The sequence below is a fragment of the Pseudomonas sp. H2_A10 genome, assembly GCF_054680085.1.
This window is the reverse complement of sequence record NZ_CP162821.1, coordinates 3,835,004-3,857,020: the sequence shown is the minus strand read 5'-3', so window position 1 is coordinate 3,857,020 and position 22,017 is coordinate 3,835,004. Positions and strand designations below refer to the sequence as shown.

The 22,017-nt window shown below is 62.2% G+C and carries 19 protein-coding genes; 15 read left to right on the top strand and 4 right to left on the bottom strand.

What is annotated here, in order from left to right:
- Positions 1-341: 341 nt before the first annotated feature.
- From arnC to AB4O23_RS18070, 12 genes are all read left to right on the top strand, one after another.
- Positions 342-1,376: an undecaprenyl-phosphate 4-deoxy-4-formamido-L-arabinose transferase gene (gene arnC / locus AB4O23_RS18125; RefSeq protein ID WP_017528028.1), complete on the top strand. Its 1,035-nt coding sequence runs from the start codon at positions 342-344 to the stop codon at positions 1,374-1,376.
- Positions 1,373-3,364 (top strand): bifunctional UDP-4-amino-4-deoxy-L-arabinose formyltransferase/UDP-glucuronic acid oxidase ArnA, encoded by a 1,992-nt coding sequence (gene arnA, locus AB4O23_RS18120; RefSeq protein ID WP_065879074.1) that lies wholly within the window; start codon positions 1,373-1,375, stop codon positions 3,362-3,364. The genes arnC and arnA overlap by 4 nt, the downstream gene beginning before the upstream one ends.
- The gene (gene arnD / locus AB4O23_RS18115) at positions 3,364-4,248 is read left to right on the top strand and encodes a 4-deoxy-4-formamido-L-arabinose-phosphoundecaprenol deformylase (RefSeq protein ID WP_017528030.1); all 885 of its coding nucleotides are present in this window, start codon (positions 3,364-3,366) and stop codon (positions 4,246-4,248) included. Before arnA ends, arnD begins: the two co-directional genes overlap by 1 nt.
- Positions 4,245-5,900: a lipid IV(A) 4-amino-4-deoxy-L-arabinosyltransferase gene (gene arnT / locus AB4O23_RS18110; RefSeq protein WP_460060208.1), complete on the top strand. Its 1,656-nt coding sequence runs from the start codon at positions 4,245-4,247 to the stop codon at positions 5,898-5,900. The genes arnD and arnT overlap by 4 nt, the downstream gene beginning before the upstream one ends.
- Positions 5,897-6,244: a 4-amino-4-deoxy-L-arabinose-phosphoundecaprenol flippase subunit ArnE gene (gene arnE, locus AB4O23_RS18105; protein WP_017528032.1), complete on the top strand. Its 348-nt coding sequence runs from the start codon at positions 5,897-5,899 to the stop codon at positions 6,242-6,244. The genes arnT and arnE overlap by 4 nt, the downstream gene beginning before the upstream one ends.
- On the top strand, positions 6,241-6,642 hold the full coding sequence (gene arnF / locus AB4O23_RS18100) for a 4-amino-4-deoxy-L-arabinose-phosphoundecaprenol flippase subunit ArnF (protein ID WP_065879072.1): 402 nt from the start codon (positions 6,241-6,243) through the stop codon (positions 6,640-6,642). Before arnE ends, arnF begins: the two co-directional genes overlap by 4 nt.
- Positions 6,639-8,018: a UDP-glucose dehydrogenase family protein gene (locus tag AB4O23_RS18095; protein WP_017528034.1), complete on the top strand. Its 1,380-nt coding sequence runs from the start codon at positions 6,639-6,641 to the stop codon at positions 8,016-8,018. Before arnF ends, AB4O23_RS18095 begins: the two co-directional genes overlap by 4 nt.
- Before the next feature lie 3 nt (positions 8,019-8,021).
- Entirely contained in the window at positions 8,022-9,644 is a 1,623-nt protein-coding gene (locus AB4O23_RS18090) for an ArnT family glycosyltransferase (protein WP_137220105.1), read from the top strand.
- Between the two features lie 190 nt (positions 9,645-9,834).
- Positions 9,835-10,044, top strand: coding sequence for a type VI secretion system contractile sheath small subunit (locus tag AB4O23_RS18085; RefSeq protein ID WP_017528036.1), 210 nt, complete (start codon positions 9,835-9,837; stop codon positions 10,042-10,044).
- 163 nt (positions 10,045-10,207) lie between these two features.
- Positions 10,208-10,918: an HPP family protein gene (locus AB4O23_RS18080; RefSeq protein ID WP_017528037.1), complete on the top strand. Its 711-nt coding sequence runs from the start codon at positions 10,208-10,210 to the stop codon at positions 10,916-10,918.
- A 139-nt stretch (positions 10,919-11,057) separates the two neighbouring features.
- Positions 11,058-12,164, top strand: a complete 1,107-nt coding sequence (locus tag AB4O23_RS18075; RefSeq protein ID WP_017528038.1) for an enoyl-CoA hydratase/isomerase family protein — start codon at positions 11,058-11,060, stop codon at positions 12,162-12,164.
- Between the two features lie 3 nt (positions 12,165-12,167).
- Positions 12,168-13,319: an acyl-CoA dehydrogenase family protein gene (locus tag AB4O23_RS18070; RefSeq protein ID WP_017528039.1), complete on the top strand. Its 1,152-nt coding sequence runs from the start codon at positions 12,168-12,170 to the stop codon at positions 13,317-13,319.
- Positions 13,320-13,395: 76 nt separating this feature from the next.
- On the opposite strand, the gene AB4O23_RS18065 is transcribed toward AB4O23_RS18070, so the two are convergent.
- The 4 genes from AB4O23_RS18065 to AB4O23_RS18050 are packed head-to-tail and all read right to left on the bottom strand — an operon-like array spanning position 13,396 to position 17,285.
- Positions 13,396-14,169 carry an enoyl-CoA hydratase gene (locus tag AB4O23_RS18065; protein WP_068931849.1) on the bottom strand — a complete coding sequence of 258 codons (774 nt, stop codon included), beginning with the start codon at positions 14,167-14,169 and terminating at the stop codon, positions 13,396-13,398.
- Between the two features lie 11 nt (positions 14,170-14,180).
- Positions 14,181-15,308: an acyl-CoA dehydrogenase gene (locus tag AB4O23_RS18060; protein ID WP_135196678.1), complete on the bottom strand. Its 1,128-nt coding sequence runs from the start codon at positions 15,306-15,308 to the stop codon at positions 14,181-14,183.
- Between the two features lie 12 nt (positions 15,309-15,320).
- Positions 15,321-16,505 carry an acetyl-CoA C-acyltransferase gene (locus tag AB4O23_RS18055; RefSeq protein WP_068931850.1) on the bottom strand — a complete coding sequence of 395 codons (1,185 nt, stop codon included), beginning with the start codon at positions 16,503-16,505 and terminating at the stop codon, positions 15,321-15,323.
- Between the two features lie 12 nt (positions 16,506-16,517).
- On the bottom strand, positions 16,518-17,285 hold the full coding sequence (locus tag AB4O23_RS18050; protein WP_460060204.1) for an SDR family NAD(P)-dependent oxidoreductase: 768 nt from the start codon (positions 17,283-17,285) through the stop codon (positions 16,518-16,520).
- Positions 17,286-17,554: 269 nt separating this feature from the next.
- Between AB4O23_RS18050 and AB4O23_RS18045 the strand changes: the two genes are divergently transcribed.
- From AB4O23_RS18045 to AB4O23_RS18035, 3 genes are all read left to right on the top strand, one after another.
- A complete protein-coding gene (locus AB4O23_RS18045) occupies positions 17,555-18,613 on the top strand; it encodes a tetratricopeptide repeat protein (RefSeq protein WP_460060202.1) in 1,059 nt (352 codons plus the stop codon).
- Between the two features lie 144 nt (positions 18,614-18,757).
- Entirely contained in the window at positions 18,758-20,257 is a 1,500-nt protein-coding gene (locus AB4O23_RS18040; RefSeq protein WP_135196677.1) for an ATPase domain-containing protein, read from the top strand.
- Positions 20,257-21,927 carry an ATP-binding protein gene (locus AB4O23_RS18035; protein ID WP_065879066.1) on the top strand — a complete coding sequence of 557 codons (1,671 nt, stop codon included), beginning with the start codon at positions 20,257-20,259 and terminating at the stop codon, positions 21,925-21,927. Before AB4O23_RS18040 ends, AB4O23_RS18035 begins: the two co-directional genes overlap by 1 nt.
- The last annotated feature ends 90 nt before the right edge of the window (positions 21,928-22,017 follow it).

Sequence of the window (22,017 nt, the reverse complement as noted above, 5' to 3'; positions counted from 1 at the left end):
AGTTCAGCGGCCAAGCCTGCTCGCCCAGCCTGAACCAAACCGCTCAAAAAGCGTTCTGATTCGCCCACCCACAAACGGCGGCAACGCCTTGGTTCACTAGCTGAACCCTAGCTGTCTGCCTGTCAAATAAACGAGTTTTTCATCTGCCTTTCATATCGGTTCCACATTTTTACGCTTAATCTTTGTTGCAGCACTTCATGGCAATCCGCGTTTTAGTGACTAACCTATTGATTCTGCTTCGCCTTTAATGCCGCCTTGTTTATCTGCGGGCTGCCTGCTCAGCCAATGAATGCTGCTGTTTTCAACGCGCCAAGTTGCTCTAACCCCGAGGTCCTGAATCTTTGAAACCCTACCCTATTCATTGTGTGTCGATCGTTATTCCGGTCTACAACGAACAAGACAGCCTGCCTGAACTGCTGCGTCGCACCACAGCCGCCTGCAAGCAGTTGGCCTACGAATACGAAATCATCCTGGTGGATGACGGTAGCCGCGACAATTGCGCGCAAATGCTCGAAGACGCCGCCTGCGAGGATGGCAGTAACGTGGTCGCGGTGATCCTCAACCGCAACTACGGCCAGCACGCGGCGATCATGGCCGGTTTCGAACAGTGCCGGGGCGACGTGGTGATCACCCTCGACGCCGACCTGCAGAACCCGCCGGAAGAAATCCCGCGCTTGGTGGAACAAGCTGCCCTGGGTTACGACGTGGTTGCCACCGTGCGCAACAACCGCCAGGACTCGGCCTTTCGCCGCTGGCCGTCGCGCCTGATCAACCTGGCCGTGCAACGCTCCACCGGCGTGGCCATGAGCGACTACGGCTGCATGCTGCGCGCATACCGCCGCACCATCGTCGACGCGATGCTCGCCTGCCGCGAGCGCAGCACCTTCATCCCGATCCTCGCCAACGGCTTTGCCCGCCACACCACTGAAATCCTGGTGCACCACGCCGAGCGTGAACACGGCGAGTCCAAATACAGCGCCATGCGCCTGATCAGCCTGATGTTCGACCTGCTTACCTGCATGACCACCACGCCGCTGCGCCTGCTGTCCATCGTCGGCTTCAGCCTGGCGGCCGTGGGCGTTCTGTTTGCATTTGCGCTGATCGTGCTGCGCCTGGCCTTTGGTGCCCAATGGGCGGGCGATGGCATGTTCGTGCTGTTCGCGGTGCTGTTCGTCTTTACGGGTGGCCAGTTCATCGGCATGGGCCTTTTGGGCGAATACCTAGGCCGCATGTACAGCGATGTCCGCGCCCGCCCACGCTTCTTTATTGAAAAGGTGCTGCGCAACACCCCGGCGGCACCGGCTCCAGTCGTCGTGGTTGACGGCCTGGCGACTTCCCATACCTCTACTTCTCCTTCCGATCAGGTTTCGTCATGAATTCAAACGCTGTTGTCTTCGCTTACCACGATATTGGCTGTGCAGGCATTGAAGCCCTGCTGGCGGCCGGCTACGACATTGCTGCCGTATTCACCCATGCCGATGACCCCAAGGAAAACACCTTCTACGGTTCCGTCGCCCAGCTCTGCGCGCGCAACGGCATCCCCGTGCATGCCCCGGAAGACGCCAACCACCCGCTGTGGATCGAGCGCATCGCCAAGCTGAACCCGGATTACATCTTCTCGTTCTACTACCGCAACCTGCTGAGCGAGCCGCTGCTGGCCACCGCCCGCCAAGGTGCGTTCAACCTGCACGGCTCGTTGCTGCCCAAATACCGTGGCCGCGCGCCGGCCAACTGGGTGTTGGTCAATGGCGAAACCGAAACCGGCGTGACCTTGCACCGCATGGTCAAGCGTGCCGATGCCGGCGCGATCCTTGCCCAGCACAAAGTCAGCATCGAACGCAGCGACACCGGCCTGACCCTGCACGCCAAGCTGCGTGATGCCGCCACCAGCCTGCTGCGTGATGCCTTGCCGCAACTGGCCCAGGGCAAGTTGAGCGAGACCGCCCAGGACGAAAGCCAGGCAACGTACTTCGGCCGCCGCACCGCCGCCGACGGCAAGCTGGACTGGAAAAAACCGGCTGAAGAACTGTTCAACCTGGTTCGTGCCGTGACCCAACCGTATCCGGGGGCCTTCTGCGCCGTTGGTGAGCACAAACTGATCGTGTGGCAGGCCGAGGTGGTCAAGGGCAACGAAGGCTTGGCGCCGGGCCGGGTGATCAGCGTCAACCCGCTGCGAATTGCCTGCGGTGAAGACTCCCTGGTGGTCAAGTTCGGCCAGCGCAACGATAACGGCCTGTACCTGGCCGGCCCTTCGCTTGCCAATGAGCTGGGCCTGGTCGACGGCTCCGTACTGCGCGGTGCCGAATCCGGGCGCAAGCCACGCCGCACCCGCGTACTGATCCTTGGCGTGAACGGCTTTATCGGTAACCACCTGTCCGAGCGCTTGCTGCGTGACGACCGTTACGAAGTCTACGGCCTGGATATCGGCTCCGACGCCATCGAGCGCCTGCGCAGCCATCCCAATTTCCATTACGTGGAAGGCGACATCAGCATCCACACCGAGTGGATCGAGTACCACATCAAGAAGTGCGACGTGGTGCTGCCGCTGGTGGCCATCGCCACGCCGATCGAATACACCCGCAACCCGCTGCGCGTATTCGAACTGGACTTCGAAGAAAACCTCAAGCTGGTGCGTTACTGCGTCAAATACAACAAGCGCGTGATCTTCCCGTCGACGTCTGAAGTGTATGGCATGTGCCAGGACCAGTATTTCGACGAAGACACCTCCAACCTGGTGGTCGGCCCGGTCAATAAACAACGCTGGATCTACTCGGTCTCCAAGCAACTGCTGGACCGCGTGATCTGGGCCTACGGCGCCAAGGGCCTGAATTTCACGCTGTTCCGTCCGTTCAACTGGATGGGCCCGCGCCTGGACCGCCTGGATTCCGCCCGTATCGGCAGCTCCCGTGCGATCACCCAACTGATCCTCAACCTGGTGGAAGGTACGCCGATTCGCCTGTTCGACGGTGGCGAGCAGAAACGCTGCTTTACCGACATCGCCGACGGTATCGAAGCCCTGGCGCGCATCATCGATAACGACAACGATGCCTGCAACGGCCAGATCATCAACATCGGCAACCCGGAAAACGAAGCCAGTATCCGCCAGTTGGGCGAAGAACTGCTGCGCCAGTTCGAAGCGCACCCGCTGCGCGGCAATTTCCCGCCGTTCGCCGGGTTCCGCGATGTGGAGAGCAAGGCGTTCTACGGCACCGGTTACCAGGACGTGGCGCACCGCAAGCCAAGCATCGAAAACGCCAAGCGCCTGCTGAACTGGGAGCCGACCGTGGCGATGAGCGAAACCATCGGCAACACGCTGGACTTCTTCCTGCGCGAAGCCATGCTCGAAATCGCGGATAAGCACTGATGAAGGCAGGCTTGCGCATCGACGTCGACACCTACCGAGGCACCCGTGAAGGTGTGCCACGGCTGCTCGACACCCTCGATGAAGCGGGGGTGAAAGCGACGTTCTTCTTCAGTGTCGGGCCGGACAACATGGGGCGCCACTTGTGGCGCCTGATCCGCCCGCAGTTCCTGTGGAAGATGCTGCGCTCCAACGCCGCCGGCCTGTACGGCTGGGACATCCTGCTGGCCGGCACTGCCTGGCCGGGCAAGCCGATTGGCCGCGATCTGGGGCATTTGATGCGCCAGGCCAAGGCCGCCGGGCACGAAGTCGGCCTGCACGCCTGGGACCACCACGGCTGGCAGGCCAACACCGGGCGTTGGAGCGATGCGCAATTGCTCGAGCAGATCCGCCGTGGCGTCGACACCTTGAGCGACATCCTCGGCGAACGCGTCGACTGTTCAGCGGCCGCCGGTTGGCGTGCCGATGAGCGCGTGGTGCAAGCCAAGCAAGGTTTCAACTTTCGCTACAACAGTGATTGCCGGGGCACCAGCCTGTTTCGACCGACCCTGGCCGACGGCAGCGCGGGCACCCCACAAATTCCGGTGGACCTGCCGACCTTCGACGAAGTCGTCGGGCCGGTGGTGGCCGCCAAGGATTTCAACCGCTTCATTCTTGACCGGTTCACCGAGTCGAAGCTCAACGTCTACACGATCCACGCAGAAGTAGAAGGGATTCTGATGGCCCACGATTTTCGCCAGTTGCTCGCCCAGGCCGGGCAGCGCGGCATCCACTTCCAACCGCTGGGCGACCTGCTGCCGGCGGACCTCTCCACCCTGCCCCGGCAACAGCTGGTACGCGGCGCCTTGAGCGGCCGCGAGGGCTGGCTCGGCGTGCAACAGGCATGATCCGACGTTGGGCGCTGCCCCTGCTCCTGCTGGCGTTCGGCGCATTCTATTTGCTGCCGCTGGCCACCCATGGCTTGTGGATTCCGGATGAAACCCGCTACGCGCAGATCAGCCAGGAAATGCTGCTGACCGGCAAGTGGGCGTCGCCGCACTTCATGGGCATTCGCTACTTCGAAAAACCGGCGGGCGGCTATTGGATGATCGCGCTGGGCCAGGCGATCTTCGGCCAGAACCTGTTTGGCGTGCGTTTCGCCTCGGCATTGAGTACCGGCTTGAGCATCCTGCTGGTGGCGCTGGTGTCGCGTCGGCTATGGAACGACCCGCAGAAAACCCTGATCAGTACCGTGCTGTACATGAGTTTTGTCAGCGTCGCGGCGCTGGGCGGGTATGCCAACCTTGATCCGCAGTTCACCTTCTGGGTCAACCTGACCGGGGTGGCCTTGTGGTTTTGTTTTGACAGCACCCGCCGCAATGGCCGTTTGGGCGCCTGGGCATTGCTCGGTTTTGCCTGTGGCATGGGCTTTATGACCAAGGGCTTCCTGGCGTGGCTACTGCCGGTGCTGATCGCCCTGCCCTATGCCATCTGGCAAAAACGCTTTCGCGAACTCCTGGCGTATGGCGTGGTGGCCGTGGTGGTGGCAATCGTCGTCAGCCTGCCGTGGGCATTGGCGGTGCATCTGCAGGAACCGGACTACTGGAACTTCTTCTTCTGGCACGAACACATCCAGCGCTTTGCCGGTGACGATGCCCAGCATGCCGAGCCGTTCTGGTACTACCTGCCGCTGCTGGTCGCGTTTTGCCTGCCGTGGGTGGCGCTGCTGCCATCAACGCTCAAGCAGGCGTGGCTGGACAAGCGCAGCGCCGGCAGCGGTTTTGTGTTGCTGTGGCTGCTGATGCCGCTGGTGTTCTTCAGCCTGGCCAAGGGCAAGTTGCCTTCCTACATCATGCCGTGCCTGCTGCCCCTGGCCTTGCTGATGGGCAATACCCTGGCCGCCAAACTGGCCGCCGGCCGTGGCCGCGTATTGCGCATCAATGGCTGGCTCAACCTGGTGATCGGCGTCGTGGGGTTGCTGGCGCTGACCTGGTTTCAACTGAAAAAACCGGTGTATGAGCACGGCCAGGAAACCCTCAGCCTGGTGCTGGTGTTCGCCTTCCTGTTCGCCTGGATCATCGTCAACCTGCTGCAGGCTGCACGGCCTTTGCATCTGTGGGCCGCGCCGGTACTCGGCAGTTGGCTGATGGTTGCGCTGCTGCCGGCCGCGCTGCCGCACTCGGTGGTCTACAACAAGACCCCGGATCAATTCATCATCGACCACCTGCAGGAACTGCAACCGGCCAGCGCGTTGCTCAGCAATGACCTCGGCGCGGCGTCGGCCCTGTCCTGGCGCCTGCAACGCCCGGACGTGACCCTCTACAACACGATTGGCGAAGTGAAATACGGCCTCGCCTACCCGGATGCCGGCCATCACCAGGTCGACACAAGCCAAGTCCGGCAATGGATGAGCGACGCGCGCAAAAAAGGTGCTGTCGGCGTGGTGATGCGGGTCAAGGGCGACGATGAGGTCGCCGAACTGAACCTGCTGCCTCAGGACGGCAAACGGTATGAGCAAGGCAATATTGTAATTCTGATCTTCGCGCAGGTTGCACCGTGACGACCTTGCTGCTGTTGCTCGCCGCATGCCTGCTGACCTGCATGGGCCAGGTGGCGCAAAAATTCGCCGTGGAAGGTTGGCGCACCCAGCCCGACGGCTGGGCGCTGAAACTGCGCTCGCCGTGGCTGTGGGCCGCGTTGATCTGCCTGGGCCTGGGCTTGCTGGTGTGGCTGCTGGTGCTACAGCGCCTGGAAGTGGGCATCGCCTACCCCATGCTCAGCCTAAATTTTGTATTGGTCACGCTGGTGGCACGGTTTGTCTTCCATGAACCCATCGACCGCCGCCACTGGCTGGGCGTGTTGCTGGTGATTGCCGGTGTCGTGCTGCTGGGGCGCCAGGTATGAGCCGGGTTCAAGGCTTTGCCCTGGCGCTGGGTAGCGTCGGCCTGGTGAGCGTTGCCCAACTGGGCATGCGCTGGAGCATGACGCGTCTACCGCTGCCCCACGAATGGCTGACGGCCCGGATCGACCTCGACGCCCTTGGCGTGGTGATGCTGGCGATCTGCGCCTACGCCCTGTCGATGCTCTGCTGGCTCGGCGCGCTCAAGCACCTGCCGTTGGGGCGTGCCTACTCGCTGCTGAGCATCAGCTATGCGCTGGTGTACCTGCTGGCCGCCAGCCTGCCGGTGTTCAACGAACATTTTTCGCTTTCCAAAACCCTGGGGGTGGCGCTTGTCATCCTCGGTGTGCTGATCATCAACTCTCGTCGTGCTAGTGCCACAAGTCCCAGGAATGCCCCATGAAAATCAGTGTATTTGGTAGTGGTTACGTCGGCCTGGTGCAGGCCACCGTATTGGCCGAAGTCGGTCACGATGTCATCTGCATGGACGTCGATCAGAACAAGGTCAAGCTGTTGCAGCAAGGCCATGTGAGCATCTTCGAGCCGGGGTTGGCCGCCATGGTCAAGGAGAACCTGGAAAGCGGGCGCCTACGCTTTACCTTTGATGAAAAACTCGCGGTCGAACACGGCGAAGTGCTGTTCATCGCGGTGGGCACGCCTTCGGATGAAGACGGCTCGGCCGACTTGAAATACGTACTGTCGGTGGGCGACGCCGTGGCTCGCCACCGTATGGAACCGGTGATCCTGGTAGAAAAATCCACCGTGCCTGTGGGCACCGGCGACACCCTGCGTGCGTATATCGAAAAAGCCCTGCACGTGGCCGGTCGGCACTTGGACTTCGATATCGTCTCCAACCCGGAATTCCTCAAGGAAGGCTCGGCGGTGGCCGACTGCCGGCGTCCGGACCGCATCATCATCGGCTGCGAGCGCGAAGAAGTGCGCGACGTGATGCGCGATCTGTACGCACCGTTCAACCGCAACCATGACCGCATCATCTTCATGGACCTGCGCAGCGCCGAGCTGACCAAGTACGCCGCCAACTGCATGCTGGCCACCAAGATCAGCTTTATCAACCAGATCGCCGAGCTGGCCGAGCACCTGGGCGCCGACATCGAAGCCGTGCGCCTGGGCATCGGCGCCGACTCGCGCATCGGCTACCACTTTATCTACCCCGGTTGCGGCTACGGCGGCTCGTGTTTCCCCAAGGACATGCGCGCCTTGATCCACAGCGCCAAGCAGGCCAACTGCTCCAGCGATCTGTTGGAAGCCGTGGAAGCCATCAACCAACGCCAGAAGAGCAAGTTGTTCGAGCGCGTCAACGCGTTCTTCAAAGGTAACCTGCGTGGCAAGACCTTTGCCCTGTGGGGCCTGGCGTTCAAACCGAACACCGACGACATGCGCGACGCCCCCAGCCGTGTGCTGATGGAAGCGCTGTGGGCCGCCGGTGCCGATGTGCGTGCATTCGACCCGGAAGCCATGCAGGAAACCCAGCGTATCTACGGCGACGAAGCGCGCCTGATGCTGATGGGCACGCCGGAATCGACCTTGAACGGTGCCGATGCATTGATCGTCTGCACCGAATGGCAACAGTTCAAGGCCCCGGACTTCGACCTGATCCACCAGCGCCTGAAAACCCCGGTGATCTTCGATGGCCGCAACCTGTACGACGGCGAGCGCCTGTCGCGCAAGGGCTTCCAGTATTTCCCGATCGGCCGTGGCGACTCGTGCCAATTGCCGATTCCGCAGCAACAGTGGGTGCCGCAGGTCGTGGAAGCCTGATACGTGAACAACGTCCAAACGCCCCTGCTCACTGCAACGATCCGCCGCCAATCCCTCGGGTTGGGATTGCTGGCGTTGTTGCTGTTTATCGCAGGCAGCTGGCACCAGGCGATTATCGGCTTCGACTCACGCTTCGTGCTCTTTGCCCAAGAAATGCTGCGCCATGGCCCGGGATTTTTCCCGACCACCTACGGCCAGCCGTACGCCGATTACCTGGCCACTTCAACGCTGCTGACCTGGCTGCTGTCGCTGCCCCTGGGCCAGGTCACCAGCCTTACGGCCTGGTTGCCGACGGCCATTGCCTCGGCGCTGATCGTGGTCCTGGTGTATCGCCTTACGGCGCCCTACTCCCGGCGCTGGGGGCTGCTGAGCATCGCGCTGATGCTGTTGAGCAGTACCTTTATCAGCGAAACCCGCGCCGTGTCCCTGGACCAAATGCTCGCGGCCATTACCTTGACGGTGTTCTACCTGGGTTACGCCCATGATCACTTCGGCGCGGGTAAGCGGCTGCATTGGCTGTACCTGCTATTGATCCTGGGGTTTGCGGTTCGCGGGCCGATTGGCCTTGTCGTGCCGACCGGCGTGCTGTGCAGCTATTACCTGATCAACCGGCAGTGGCGCCAGTTGTTCAGTTTTGGTCTGTTGGCCCTGGCGTTGCTAGTCGCTTGCGTCGGCCTGTTGTTGCTGATGGCCAAGCTCAGCGGTGGCGAAAGCTTCATGCAAGACGTGATTCGCATGCAGTTCCTGGGGCGCATGGATGGCAGCGAAGGTTCAAGCAGCGCGCTGTATTACTTCACCAGTTCAATGGGCAACTACGCGCTGGCCTATCCATTGGCGCTGCTGGTGTTGCTGGCCGTGGCGCTGGGTGGACGGCACTCGCCGCAGCCCGCAGAGAAACTGCTGTTGTACTGCGCGGCCGCCGGTGTGCTGGTGATGCTGGGCCTGTCGATTCCCCAGGCGAAAAAGGCGCGGTATGTGCTGGCGATGTTGCCGATGGCGGCGATCATTGCCGCGTACCCGTTCCAAGTGGCGCAGGGCCGCATGTTTGCCTGGCTGCGCGGGCTGATGCTGACCCTCTGGGCCCTGTTGCCGGCCTTGCTGATCAGCGCGCTGCTGTTTGCGCGGTCACGCTACCCCGAACAGTTGAGCCATCTGACGTGGGTGTTTGGCCTGCTTGGCCTGTTGCAGGCCCTTTCACTGCTGGCGTTGTTCAAGCCGCGCTTGCGGCCAGTGGGCCCGGCATTCGCGGCGGTGCTGGCGGTGTGGGCCACCTATATTCTGGTGGTCGAGCCGCTGGAGCGCGTGCTCTACGACACCCGCACGTTTACCCTGCGCGTGCATGAACAAGTGATGCAGCAGCGGGCGCCGGTGGTATTGCATGGCCTGGGCAAAGACGCCAAGGCCATCAAATACATGGTCAACCTCGACTGCGACCAGGTGCCGTTGTTCACCCAGCAGGCTTCCGACCTCACGCCCCTGCAAGGCCCCGCTTGGCTGGTGATGAGCCAGGCGGATTTCGAGGCGCTGAAAGACCCGCGTTTTGCCTCGATCAAACCGACCCTGATGGGGGAATTCGATAAAAACCCCTATGTGCTGCTGCACTTGGCCAAAAGCTCGCAACCTTGAACCTGGGGCGCAGAAGACTCCTACATAGCTATGCGTAACGGCCGATGTCATTTCACTGTTCGGCGCGCGGATCCCAACTGTAAACTCCATGGCCACGTGCGGTAAGCCTTTACCGCCACGGGCCATGGATAACAACAAGGACGCTATAGGCCGCCGCCCAACGGGGCCTACTTCGTGAGAGGACGACGCCGTGCCGAATGATGTTTCGCTGGATCCCCCGGTTTCCCTGGCCCGCGATGAGGTCCATATCGGCTATCTGCCGATTGCGCCGCTGGATCGGCTGATGACGTTGCGCAACGCCCTGGTCGCGCTCAAAGGGCCGCTCGCCGGCGAGCCGGGGATGCAGGAAACGCTACGGCGCCATGTATTCCGCGAAGAGACCGATACCGACCTCGTTTGAGCTCACTATTTTTGTATTTAACCTGCATTAATATGCATTGGCGCAGCCTTACCAGCCACGGCACACTGCGCAGGTTCCTCCCCCAAATGCAGGAACTTTCAAGAGGCTTTTCCGGGCAACCAGACAAGCCTTTTTTTTGCCCGTCGTTTATGGACCCTTTTCAATGCGTGCTCGCTGGTTCCCCGCTGCTATCAACACCCGTCCCACCGAATGGAGCCGTGCCGCGATCGGCATGGCCTTGGGCACTTTGTTCAGTGTCTGGCTCTGCGCCCAGGTTTTCGGCATGCCGGTGGCTCTGCACCTGCTGGGCCCGCTGGGCGCCTCTGCGGTATTGCTGTTTGCCGTGTCATCCGGTGCGCTGGCGCAACCCTGGTCGATCATCGGCAGTTACCTGTGCGCCGGTGTCGTGGCGCTGCTGGTGGCACGCGTGCTCGGGCGCACATTGGGCGGTGCCTGCCTGGCGGCCGGCATGGCCGTGATACTGATGTGTTGGCTGCGGTGCCTGCACCCGCCAGCCGGTGGCCTGGCCATGACCCTGGTACTGGCCGACCCGGCCTCCGCCGCCCTCGGCTGGCATGAATTGGGCGCAGTGTTGCTGGGGGCTGGCGCCCTGCTCGCCTGTGCCTTGGCCTATAACAACGCCACGCGCACTCGCTACCCCAAGGGGGCCGTTGAGCCCGCGACGCCGATGTTGAGTCACCACGAGGCCGCTCGGGACCCGGCGGTGACCGCCGCCGACCTGAAGCTGGCATTGGCCGAAATGGAGCAGTTCTACGACGTAGCGCCCACGGAACTTGAGCAACTGATTCACGCCGCCGAGACGCACGCGCGCCGACGCAGCATCGGCGAAGTCCTGGCAAGCCGCGTGCCCTGACGCCGCGCTGCGTCCTGCATAAATGCAAAAACGACCTGCATGATTCCGGGTTGTACGGGGCAAATTTGCACTGGTACGATCACGAGAAGGTTCGCTCGCGAACATCTTGATAAAGAACAATAAAAGCAGGGAGTTATAGATGACTGCTCAGGTTCCATCCGAAGCAAGCCGTGCCGAGTTACCCCAGGAAGAGGTACTGGCCGACGTTCGTAACCATATCGGTCACCTCACCCTCAATCGCCCGGCCGGCTTGAACGCCATTACCCTGAACATGGTCCGCCGCCTCACCCAACAACTGCAGGCCTGGGCCGATGACCCCAGCGTCTATGCCGTGGTCCTGCGCGGGGCTGGCGAAAAGGCCTTCTGCGCCGGCGGCGACATCCGCTCCCTCTACGACAGTTTCAAAAACGGCGACACCTTGCACGAAGACTTCTTCGTCGAGGAATACGCCCTCGACCTGGCCATCCATCATTACCGCAAACCGGTCCTGGCCCTGATGGACGGGTTTGTGCTGGGCGGAGGCATGGGCCTGGTGCAAGGCGCGGATTTGCGCGTGGTGACCGAACGCAGCCGCCTGGCCATGCCGGAAGTGGCCATCGGTTACTTTCCCGATGTGGGCGGTAGTTACTTTCTGCCGCGCATTCCGGGTGAACTGGGGATTTACCTTGGCGTCACCGGCGTGCAAATACGCGCCGCCGACGCGTTGTATTGCGGCCTCGCGGACTGGTACCTGGACAGCGCCAGGCTGGCTGAGCTGGACCAGAAGCTCAATGAGCTGAAATGGCAGCACGACGCTGCGCTAAAAGACCTGCAAGGCCTGTTGGCCAAGCTGGCCGTGCAACAACTGCCCGATGCGCCGCTGGCTGCGCTGCGCCCGGCGATCGACCACTTTTTCGCCCAGCCGGACATCCCGAGCATCGTCGAGCAATTGCAGGCCGTGACCGTCGCCGACAGCCATGAGTGGGCGCTCAGCACCGCCCACCTGATGCAGACCCGCTCGCCGCTGGCGATGGCCGTGACCCTGCAAATGCTGCGCCGTGGCCGGCGCCTGCCGTTGGAGCAGTGTTTTGCCCTGGAGCTGCACCTGGACCGCCAATGGTTCGAGCGCGGCGACCTGATCGAAGGCGTGCGCGCCCTGATCATCGACAAGGACAAGACCCCTCGCTGGAACCCGCCCACCCTGCACGGGTTGGCTGTCGCCCATGTAGAAAGCTTCTTCCAACACTTCGAGCAGGTTGCGAGATAAGTCATGCAAGATATTGAATACACAGAAGAACAAGTAATGATTCGCGACATGGCGCGCGACTTCGCCCGTGGTGAAATCGCCCCTCACGCCCAAGCCTGGGAAAAAGCCGGCTGGATCGACGACGCCCTGGTGGCGAAGATGGGCGAGCTCGGCCTGCTAGGCATGGTGGTGCCTGAAGAATGGGGCGGCACCTACGTCGATTACGTGGCCTACGCCCTGGCGGTGGAGGAAATTTCCGCCGGTGATGGCGCCACTGGCGCACTGATGAGTATCCATAATTCAGTGGGTTGCGGGCCAATCCTCAACTACGGCACAGCTGAGCAGAAGCAAACCTGGCTGGCCGAGCTTGCCAGCGGCCAGGCGATCGGCTGCTTTTGCCTCACCGAACCCCAGGCCGGGTCCGAAGCGCATAACCTGCGCACCCGTGCAGAACTGCGCGATGGCCAGTGGGTGATCAATGGTGCCAAGCAATTTGTCAGCAACGGCAAACGCGCCAAGCTGGCCATTGTGTTTGCCGTGACCGACCCGCAATTGGGCAAGAAAGGTATTTCGGCGTTCCTCGTCCCCACCCAGACCCCAGGGTTTGTGGTGGACCGCACCGAACACAAGATGGGCATTCGCGCCTCCGACACCTGCGCCGTCACCCTCAACCAGTGCACCGTGCCCGAGGCCAACCTGCTGGGCGAACGCGGCAAGGGCCTGGCGATTGCGCTGTCCAACCTTGAAGGTGGCCGCATCGGCATTGCCGCCCAAGCCCTGGGGATCGCCCGCGCCGCATTTGAAGCGGCGCTGGCCTATGCCCGCGACCGTGTGCAGTTCGACAAAGCGATCATTGAACATCAGAGCGTGGCCAACCTGCTGGCCGACATGCAAACCCGCCTGAACGCGGCACGTTTGTTGATCCTGCACGCCGCGCGCCTGCGCAGTGCCGGCAAGCCATGCCTGTCGGAAGCGTCCCAGGCCAAGCTGTTCGCCTCGGAGATGGCTGAGAAGGTCTGCTCCCAAGCCATGCAGATTCATGGCGGGTATGGCTACCTGGAGGACTACCCGGTGGAGCGCTACTACCGGGATGCGCGGATCACGCAGATTTACGAAGGGACCAGCGAGATTCAACGCCTGGTGATTGCCAGAGAGCTGAAGAACTACCAGCTCTGAGTGAGACACCACAAAAACCTAGGTGGGAGGGAGCAACCCCGTCCCACCTAGGGTCAGCGGCGTTCTTGGGAGCGTGTTACTTGTCCTTGAACTCCGGCGCCCGTTTGGCCACGAATGCCGCCATGCCTTCCTTCTGATCCAGCGTCGCAAACGCCGCATGGAACACCCGGCGCTCAAACCGCACGCCTTCGGACAGGCTCACTTCAAACGCACGGTTCACACTTTCCTTGACCATCATGCTGATCGGCACCGATTTGCCGGCAATCAGCGTGGCGACCTTCAGCGCCTCGTCCAACAGGTCATCGGCCGGCACGATACGCGCGACAATCCCACAGCGTTCGGCCTCCACGGCGTCGATAAAGCGCCCGGTCAGGCACATTTCCATGGCCTTGGCCTTGCCCACCGCACGGGTCAGGCGCTGAGTGCCACCCATGCCCGGCAGCACGCCGAGGTTGATCTCCGGCTGACCGAACTTGGCGCCATCACCGGCCAGGATAAAGTCGCACATCAGCGCCAGCTCACAGCCGCCGCCCAGGGCAAAACCATTCACGGCGGCAATGATCGGCTTGCGGCGGTTGGCCACGCGGTCGCTGTCACTGAACAGATCGTCCAGGTAGATCTGCGGGTAGGTCAGCTCGGCCATTTCCTTGATATCGGCGCCGGCGGCGAAGGCTTTTTTCGAGCCGGTCAGTACGATACAACCGATTTGCGGGTCGGCTTCCAGGCCGTCCAGCGCCTGGTTCAGCTCGCTGACCAATTGCGCGTTGAGCGCATTGAGGGCTTGGGGGCGATTGAGGGTAATCAGCCCGACACGGCCCTGGACGTCGAGCAAAATCGTTTCGTAACTCATGTATCGGCTCCTTAAAGATTGCGTGAGATGACCATGCGTTGAATATCGCTGGTGCCTTCGTAAATCTGGCAGACCCGCACATCGCGGTAGATCCGCTCCAGGGGGAAGTCGCTCAGGTAACCGTAACCGCCCAGGGTTTGCAAGGCGGCCGAACAGACTTTTTCGGCCATTTCAGAGGCAAACAGCTTGGCCATCGATGCTTCCACCAGGGCCGGCTTGCCGCTGTCACGCAGGGCCGCGGCGTAGTGCACCATTTGCCGGGCCACGGCGATTTGCGTCGCCATGTCGGCCAGGCGAAACGCCACGGCCTGGTGTTCGACCAGCGCCTTGCCGAAGCTCTCGCGTTCACGGGCGTAATCACGCGCCGCCTCAAACGCGGCGCGGGCCATGCCCACGGCCTGCGAGGCGATGCCGACGCGACCGCCTTCAAGGTTGGCCAGGGCGATTTTGTAGCCTTCGCCCTCCTCACCCAAGCGGTTGGCCACCGGCACTTTCACGTCCTCAAACAGGATCTGGCAGGTGTCCGACGCATGCTGGCCAAGTTTGTCTTCAACCCGCGCCACGCTGTAGCCCGGCGAATCGGTGGGCACGATAAACGCGCTGATGCCACGCTTGCCGGCAGCCGGGTCGGTGACCGCGAACACAATCACAACGCCCGCGTTTTGCCCGGAGGTAATGAACTGCTTGCAGCCGTTAAGCACATAGTGGTCGCCGTTGAGGCGCGCACGGGTCTTCAGGCTGCTGGCGTCGGAGCCGGCCTGGGGTTCGGTCAGCGCGAAAGCACCGAGCGTGGCGCCGCTGGCCAGGGGCGTAAGAAATTGCGCTTTCTGTTGCTCGTTGCCGAACGTCAGGATCGGCACGCACCCTACCGAGTTGTGCACGCTCATGATGGTCGAGCAGGCGCCGTCACCGGCGGCGATTTCTTCCAGGGCCATGGCGTAGGCCAGGTAACCGGTGTCGCAACCGCCCCACTGTTCCGGCACCAGCATGCCGAAAAAGCCCAGTTCGGCCATCTCGCCGATGGCTTCCCTGGGAAAGCGGTGTTCACGGTCCCAGTCGGCGGCGAAGGGTTTCAGGCGCTCCTGGGCAAACTGCCGGGCCGCGTCGCTGATTTGCAGTTGTTCGTCATTGGGCAGCATGGTGCAGAGTCCTTAATACAGGCATTCGACGGCCATGGCCGTGGCTTCGCCACCGCCGATGCAGATGGCGGCAACACCTCGTGTGAGGCCTTTCTGGCGCAGGGCCGAGAGCAGGGTCACGAGGATGCGCGCACCGGAGGCCCCGATCGGATGCCCCAGCGCGCAGGCGCCACCGTGGACATTGACCTTGGCGTGGGGGATATCCAGTTTGCTCATGGTCACCAGGCTGACCACGGCGAAAGCTTCGTTGATCTCGAACAGGTCGACCTCGGCCAAGTCCCAGCCGGTCTTACTCATCAGCGTGCGGATCGCCCCCACTGGCGCCACCGGAAACAGCCCCGGCTCGTCGGCGAACGCCGCATGGCCGCGGATCACCGCCAATGGTTTGAGCCCACGCTTGAACGCTTCGGACTCACGCATCAGCAGCAACGCGGCCGCACCGTCGGAAATCGAGCTGGAATTGGCCGCCGTCACCGTGCCGCCTTCGCGGAAAGCCGGTTTCAGGCTGCTGATCTTGTCCAACTTGGCCTTGGGGGGCTGTTCGTCGTGGAGGATGGTTTTCTGCTCCTTGCCCACGGTGACCTGTACCGGGACGATCTCGGCGGCGAAGTTGCCATGGGTGATCGCATCCTGGGCACGGGTCAGGGAGGCGATGGCAAATGCGTCCTGGGCCTCGCGGCTGAAACCGTTATGCAGGGCGCAGTCTTCGGCGAAGGTGCCCATCAGGCGGCCTTTGTCGTAGGCGTCTTCCAGGCCGTCGAGGAACATATGGTCCAGCACGCGGCCATGGCCCATGCGGTAACCGCTGCGGGCGCGGTCCAGCAGATACGGCGCGTTGGACATGCTCTCCATGCCGCCGGCAATCACTACCTCGACGCTGCCGGCCAGCAGCGAATCATGGGCCAGGATCGCCGCCTCCATGCCCGAGCCGCACATTTTGTTGAGGGTGGTGCAACGGGTCGACTTGTCCAGGCCCGCGCCCAACGCCGCTTGGCGTGCGGGCGCCTGACCCAGGCCGGCGGGCAATACGCAGCCGAACAGCACTTCATCCACGGCATCCGGGGCGATACCGGCGCGCTCGACCGCCGCACGAATCGCGGCAGAACCCAACTGCGGCGCGGTCAGGCCTTTGAGGTCGCCCTGAAAGCCGCCCATGGGCGTGCGCACTGCACTGACAATAACAATGGGATCACTCATGAGTACCGCTCCTTACTTGGCCGCCATGCGCAAGGCGCCGTCGAGACGGATCACCTCGCCATTGAGCATGCTGTTTTCAATAATGTGCCGCACCAGCGCGGCGTATTCAGCCGGTTTGCCCAGGCGTGGCGGGAATGGCACGCCGGCGGCCAGGGAGTCGCGCACTTGCTCGGTCATGCCGGCCATCATCGGCGTTTCGAAGATGCCGGGCGCAATGGTCATCACCCGAATACCCACGCGCGCGAGTTCCCGGGCCGCCGGCAATGTGAGGCTGGCAATCGCACCTTTGGACGCGGCGTACGCCGCCTGCCCGATCTGGCCGTCGAACGCCGCCACGGAGGCGGTGTTGATGATCACCCCGCGTTCGCCATCGGCATTCGCCTCGGTTTCGGCGATAGCCGCCGCCGCCAGGCGCAGCAGGTTGAAGCTGCCGATCAGGTTGACGTTGATCACCTGGGCAAAACTCGCCAGCCCATGGGGGCCGTTCTTGCCGAGGATTTTTTCGCCGCGCACCACACCCGCGCAGTTGACCAGCCCGTGCAGGCCACCAAAGGCCGCAACAGCGGCCTGCACGGCGGCTTCGCAAGCGGTCTCCTGGCTGATATCGGCTACCACGCTGCGGGCGCTATCGCCCAACTGCCTGGCCTTGGCCGCCACTGCGTCGGCGTTCAGGTCCACCAGCATTACCTTGGCACCGGCGGCTACCAGCATTTCAGCGGTGGCTGCGCCGAGGCCCGAAGCGCCGCCGCTGACCAGAAAAACCTTGTTTTCAATCTGCATCATTGTTTCCTTGAACGATGGACCGGGTAACGAGCGTATGGGCCGAATAGTCGCTTCAGCGCCGTTGAGCAGCAATGGTCAAAGCCTTCAACATGGCTGACTGTTTTGGCCAATGCTCCTGGAGCATAGACCCCGCCGGCTCAACGTCCTGGGGGCACCGGTCCTTGATCCGGTGGCGTACGTACTCCGTTGATGCGGGTTTGACACCTGCCTTGGTCTGACAGAAGCTGACGACTTTTCCCTCGCTGTTCGAGCTTTTGGACGCCTGCATGTCAAAGTCACGCCGTTACGCCATCGTTGGCCTGTGCGCCCTATTCTTTATTGTGCTGATCACCTGGTATTTGTCCCGTTCCACCCCGGTGGCGGTGACGCCTGCCATTGCCCATGGTTACTCCAAGGCCCTGAAACAGGCCCGTAACGGCGAGCCGGGGGCCGCCCGTGTGCTGTATCAGCAATTGGGGCGGCCGGACCTGTCTGAAGAGCGTCGTGCCGCATTGCACGCCGAGTTGCCCAACTACCCCAGCCCCCAAGCCTTGAAGCTGGCGGACAAAGACCTGGCCAGCGACTCGCCACGGGTGCGCGAAGCGGCGATCCACAGCATTGTGGGCCTGGTGCCCAGCGGGCAGCGCACGCTGTTGCTCGGCCCGCTGCTCGATGACCCGGAGCAAAGCGTGCGCTTTGCTGCCGCCAATGCCCTGCTCGGCTTGTCGCCGGACACCCTGGGCCTGTATTTCGGGCCGTTGCAGCAAGTGCTGGATGAATTCGTGAAATACCTCAAGGCCCAGCCCGAAACCGCCGATGGCTGGATTCAACTGGCGCGCCTTTACATCCACAGCGCGCTGCTGCCCGATGCACAAAATGCCCTGGAGCAAGCGATGCGCCTGGAGCCGGACAACCTCCAGGCCGTGGTGGCGCAAATCGAGTTGCTGGATAAACAAGGCAAGACCGAAGAGTCGCGGCAACTATTGGCGCGCCAATTGGCGGCACACCCCGAGTCGGCGTACCTGCAACACGCCCTGGGTATGTGGCTGCTGCACCATGGCGAGCGGCCTTATGCGTTGCTCGGCCTGTCCAAGGCGGTGGAACTGGAGCCGGACCATCAGGATTACCGCTACGACCTGGCCACCACCCTGCACGACCAACAGGAACTGGAAGCCGCGCAGCGCCAGCTGGAGGAGATCGTGCAGCGCCACCCCGCCAACCGCAAGGCGCGGGTGTTGCTGGTCAACTACTGGAAAGAGAGCGGCCAATTGCAGAATGTGCAGGTGTTACTGGCTCAACTGGAACAGCAGAACCCCGATGATCCGGCGCTGCAACAAGGCCTGTAGACCCGCCAAAACGGGTTGTACAGCGGCCGCTTACAGCGACAAATTGCAGCAATTGTGGAACGGCTGCAAAGTGCCATGGTCAAGTGAACATGGCATGTCGTGACGGGCATGCCCCTCTACTTGTACCTGAATCGAGGGCACTTCTTGTCTACATCCAAAGCGCTGTTCAGTGAAAAGGCGGCCACCGGCATCGAAGGTCTTGATGACATTCTTTCCGGGGGGCTCTCACGTAGCCACCTGTTCCTGCTCGAAGGCGAACCTGGCACTGGCAAGACCACCGTGGCGCTGCATTTCCTCCAGGCCGGAGCGAAAAACGGCGAGCGATCTTTGTATATCACCCTCTCGGAGACTGAGCGCGAGCTGCGCCAGGGCGCCAAATCCCACGGGTGGGACCTGGATGACAACATCCACATTTTTGAACTGACCCCACCCGAAAGCCTGCTCAACGCCGAGCACCAGCAAAGCCTGCTGTATTCCTCGGACCTTGAACTGGGCGAAGCCACCCGGCAGATCTTCGAAGTGGTGGAGCGGGTCAAGCCCGCCCGCGTGGTGATCGACAGCCTTTCGGAAATCCGCCTGTTGGCGCAAAGCTCATTGCGCTATCGCCGGCAGATCCTGGCGATCAAACATTACTTCGTGCGTTACGACGCCACCGTACTGCTGCTGGATGACCTGACCACCGAATCCCTGGATAAAACCGTACACAGCGTGGCCCACGGGGTGATTCGCCTGGAAGAACTGACGCCCAGCTACGGTGCCGAGCGCCGTCGCGTGCGGATCGTGAAGTACCGCGGCCAGAAATACCGTGGCGGCTTTCATGATTTCACGATCATGCAAGACGGCATCCACGTGTTCCCGCGCCTGGTGGCGGCGGAACACCGTGGTGGCTATGTGCGGCAAACCCTGAGCAGCGGCATTCTGGAAATGGATGCGCTGATGGGCGGTGGCGTCGAGACCGGCTCCAGCAGCCTGATCCTGGGCCCGGCGGGTACCGGTAAATCGCTGATCTCGATGATCTTCGCCGCTACCGCCGTGGCACGCGGGGAAAAAGCCGCGCTGTTCATCTTTGATGAAGAGCTGGGGTTGTTGTTCGAGCGCATGAAAAACATGGGCATCGACCTCGCCGCCCTGCAGGCCACCGGCAACCTTTTGATTGAACAAGTGGACGCCGCCGAGCTGTCTCCCGGCGAGTTCTCCCACCGGGTGCGCCGTTGCGTCGACGAGCGCGGGATCAAGACCGTGGTGATCGACAGCATCAACGGCTACCAGGCGGCAATGCCGGAAGAGAACGCGTTGATCCTGCATATGCACGAGTTGCTGCTGTACCTCAACCGTCGCGGCGCGGCCACCTTCATGACTGTCGCCCAGCACGGGCTGGTCGGCGACATGCAGACACCGGTCGACATCACTTATTTGGCCGACACCGTGATTCTGCTGCGTTACTTCGAGGCATTGGGCAAAGTGCGTCGCGCCATTTCGATCATCAAGAAACGCACCGGCTCCCACGAATCGACGATTCGCGAATACCGCATCAGCAGCCGTGGCTTGACCGTCGGCGAGCCCTTGGACAACTTCCAGGGCGTACTGCGCGGCATCCCCACCTACATGGGGGCCGGCTCCCCTCTGCTCAAGGAAGAGGGATAGTGCCGACTCTACCCGGTGTGTCCGAACGCGCAATCATCCTGGCGCCATTGGGTCGCGACAGCGCACTGGCCCTGCAAATGCTCAACGAGGCGGGTTACAGCGGCATCGTCGCCACGCACCTGCCAATGTTGTGCGAGGCCCTGGAACAGGGCGCCGGCCTGCTGATCATCGCCGCCGAAGCCTTGCGTGGCGTCGATCTGGAGCCGCTGCTGGAGTACCTGCATCAACAGCCGCCATGGTCGGACATGCCCATCGTGCTGATGACCCATCACGGTGGCGGCGAGCAGAACGGCTCGTCGCACCTCAGCGGCCTGCTGGGCAACGTGACATTCCTGGAGCGGCCCTTCCATCCCGTCACGCTGATCAGCCTGGTCAGCACGGCGCTGCGCGGTCGGCGCCGCCAATATGAAGCCCGCGACCGCCTGATCGACCTGGGCGAGAGCGAACTGCGCCTGCAACGCACCCTGGAAACCCTTGAGCAGCAAGTCGAGGAACGCACCGCGCAATTGCGCAACAACGAGGAAGCCCTGCGTCAATCGCAGAAAATGGAGGCCGTGGGCCAACTCACCGGCGGCATTGCCCACGACTTCAACAATATGCTCACCGGGATTATCGGCAGCCTGGAGCTGCTGCGAAGGCGCGTGGCACGCGGCAAGCTCGACGACCTCGACAGCCTGATCGACCTGGGCGTCACGTCCGCCAACCGTGCCGCCGGCCTGACTCACCGCCTGCTGGCGTTTTCCCGCCGCCAATCGCTGGATTCCAAGCCGGTCAATATCAACCAGTTGGTCAGTTCCATGGGCGAACTGCTGCAACGCAGCATCAATGAAAGCATCCATCTGGAGATGCGCTTCACCGAGCAATTGTGGACCGCTGAAGCCGACCCCAACCAACTGGAAAGCGCCCTGCTCAACCTGGTGCTCAATGCCCGCGATGCCATGCCCAATGGTGGCAACCTGCGGGTGGAGACCACCAATCGCCACCTGGACAACGTCTTTACCGCCGCCTACGGCACCCTCACCCCGGGTGACTACGTCGAGCTGAGCATCAGCGACAACGGCTGCGGTATACCCGAAAGCGTTATCGGCCGGGTGTTCGACCCCTTCTTTACCACCAAACCCATCGGCCAGGGCACTGGCCTGGGGTTGTCAATGATCTACGGGTTCGCCCGCCAGTCCCACGGCCACGTCACCATTCACAGCGAGGTGGGCAAAGGCACCACTGTCAGCCTGTTCCTGCCGCGTTTTATCGGCGAAATGCACGCTGTCCCGTTGGTCGACCCGGCGTTGCTGCCTTTTGCCAATGCCGGGGAAACCGTGCTGCTCGTCGAGGACGACCCGGCGGTGCGCGTACTGGTCTGCGCCGTGCTCAAGGAGTTGGGTTACGGCTATGTGGTTGCCGGAGATGCCGACACGGCGCTGCCGATCATTGAATCCGAGCAGCGTATCGACTTGCTGATCAGCGACGTCGGTTTGCCCGGCATGAACGGCCGGCAGATGGCGGAAATCGGCCGCCAGCTGCGGCCGGAACTCAAGGTGCTGTTCATCACCGGGTACGCCGAACATGCGGCGGTGCGTGGAGGTTTTCTCGACCCTGGGATGCAGTTGATCACCAAGCCGTTCACCTTCGACCTGTTAACGGCGAAGGTGAGGGAAATGATTAAGACATAAGGCAAGCGAGGCAATATCGCGCAACGAATCGTTCCTGCAAGGAAGGAATCGCTTCAGGGGGCCAGGGTACACAGTTGCCATCGCAGCGTC

Bases quoted from the DNA above. Each gene is read 5' to 3' on its own strand.
- arnA (WP_065879074.1), top strand. From the start codon at position 1,373: ATGAATTCAAACGCTGTTGTCTTCGCTTACCACGATATTGGCTGTGCA.
- arnD (WP_017528030.1), top strand. From the start codon at position 3,364: ATGAAGGCAGGCTTGCGCATCGACGTCGACACCTACCGAGGCACCCGT.
- arnT (WP_460060208.1), top strand. From the start codon at position 4,245: ATGATCCGACGTTGGGCGCTGCCCCTGCTCCTGCTGGCGTTCGGCGCA.
- arnF (WP_065879072.1), top strand. From the start codon at position 6,241: ATGAGCCGGGTTCAAGGCTTTGCCCTGGCGCTGGGTAGCGTCGGCCTG.
- AB4O23_RS18095 (WP_017528034.1), top strand. From the start codon at position 6,639: ATGAAAATCAGTGTATTTGGTAGTGGTTACGTCGGCCTGGTGCAGGCC.
- AB4O23_RS18080 (WP_017528037.1), top strand. From the start codon at position 10,208: ATGCGTGCTCGCTGGTTCCCCGCTGCTATCAACACCCGTCCCACCGAA.
- AB4O23_RS18075 (WP_017528038.1), top strand. From the start codon at position 11,058: ATGACTGCTCAGGTTCCATCCGAAGCAAGCCGTGCCGAGTTACCCCAG.
- AB4O23_RS18070 (WP_017528039.1), top strand. From the start codon at position 12,168: ATGCAAGATATTGAATACACAGAAGAACAAGTAATGATTCGCGACATG.
- AB4O23_RS18065 (WP_068931849.1), bottom strand. From the start codon at position 14,169: ATGAGTTACGAAACGATTTTGCTCGACGTCCAGGGCCGTGTCGGGCTG.
- AB4O23_RS18060 (WP_135196678.1), bottom strand. From the start codon at position 15,308: ATGCTGCCCAATGACGAACAACTGCAAATCAGCGACGCGGCCCGGCAG.
- AB4O23_RS18055 (WP_068931850.1), bottom strand. From the start codon at position 16,505: ATGAGTGATCCCATTGTTATTGTCAGTGCAGTGCGCACGCCCATGGGC.
- AB4O23_RS18050 (WP_460060204.1), bottom strand. From the start codon at position 17,285: ATGCAGATTGAAAACAAGGTTTTTCTGGTCAGCGGCGGCGCTTCGGGC.
- AB4O23_RS18045 (WP_460060202.1), top strand. From the start codon at position 17,555: ATGTCAAAGTCACGCCGTTACGCCATCGTTGGCCTGTGCGCCCTATTC.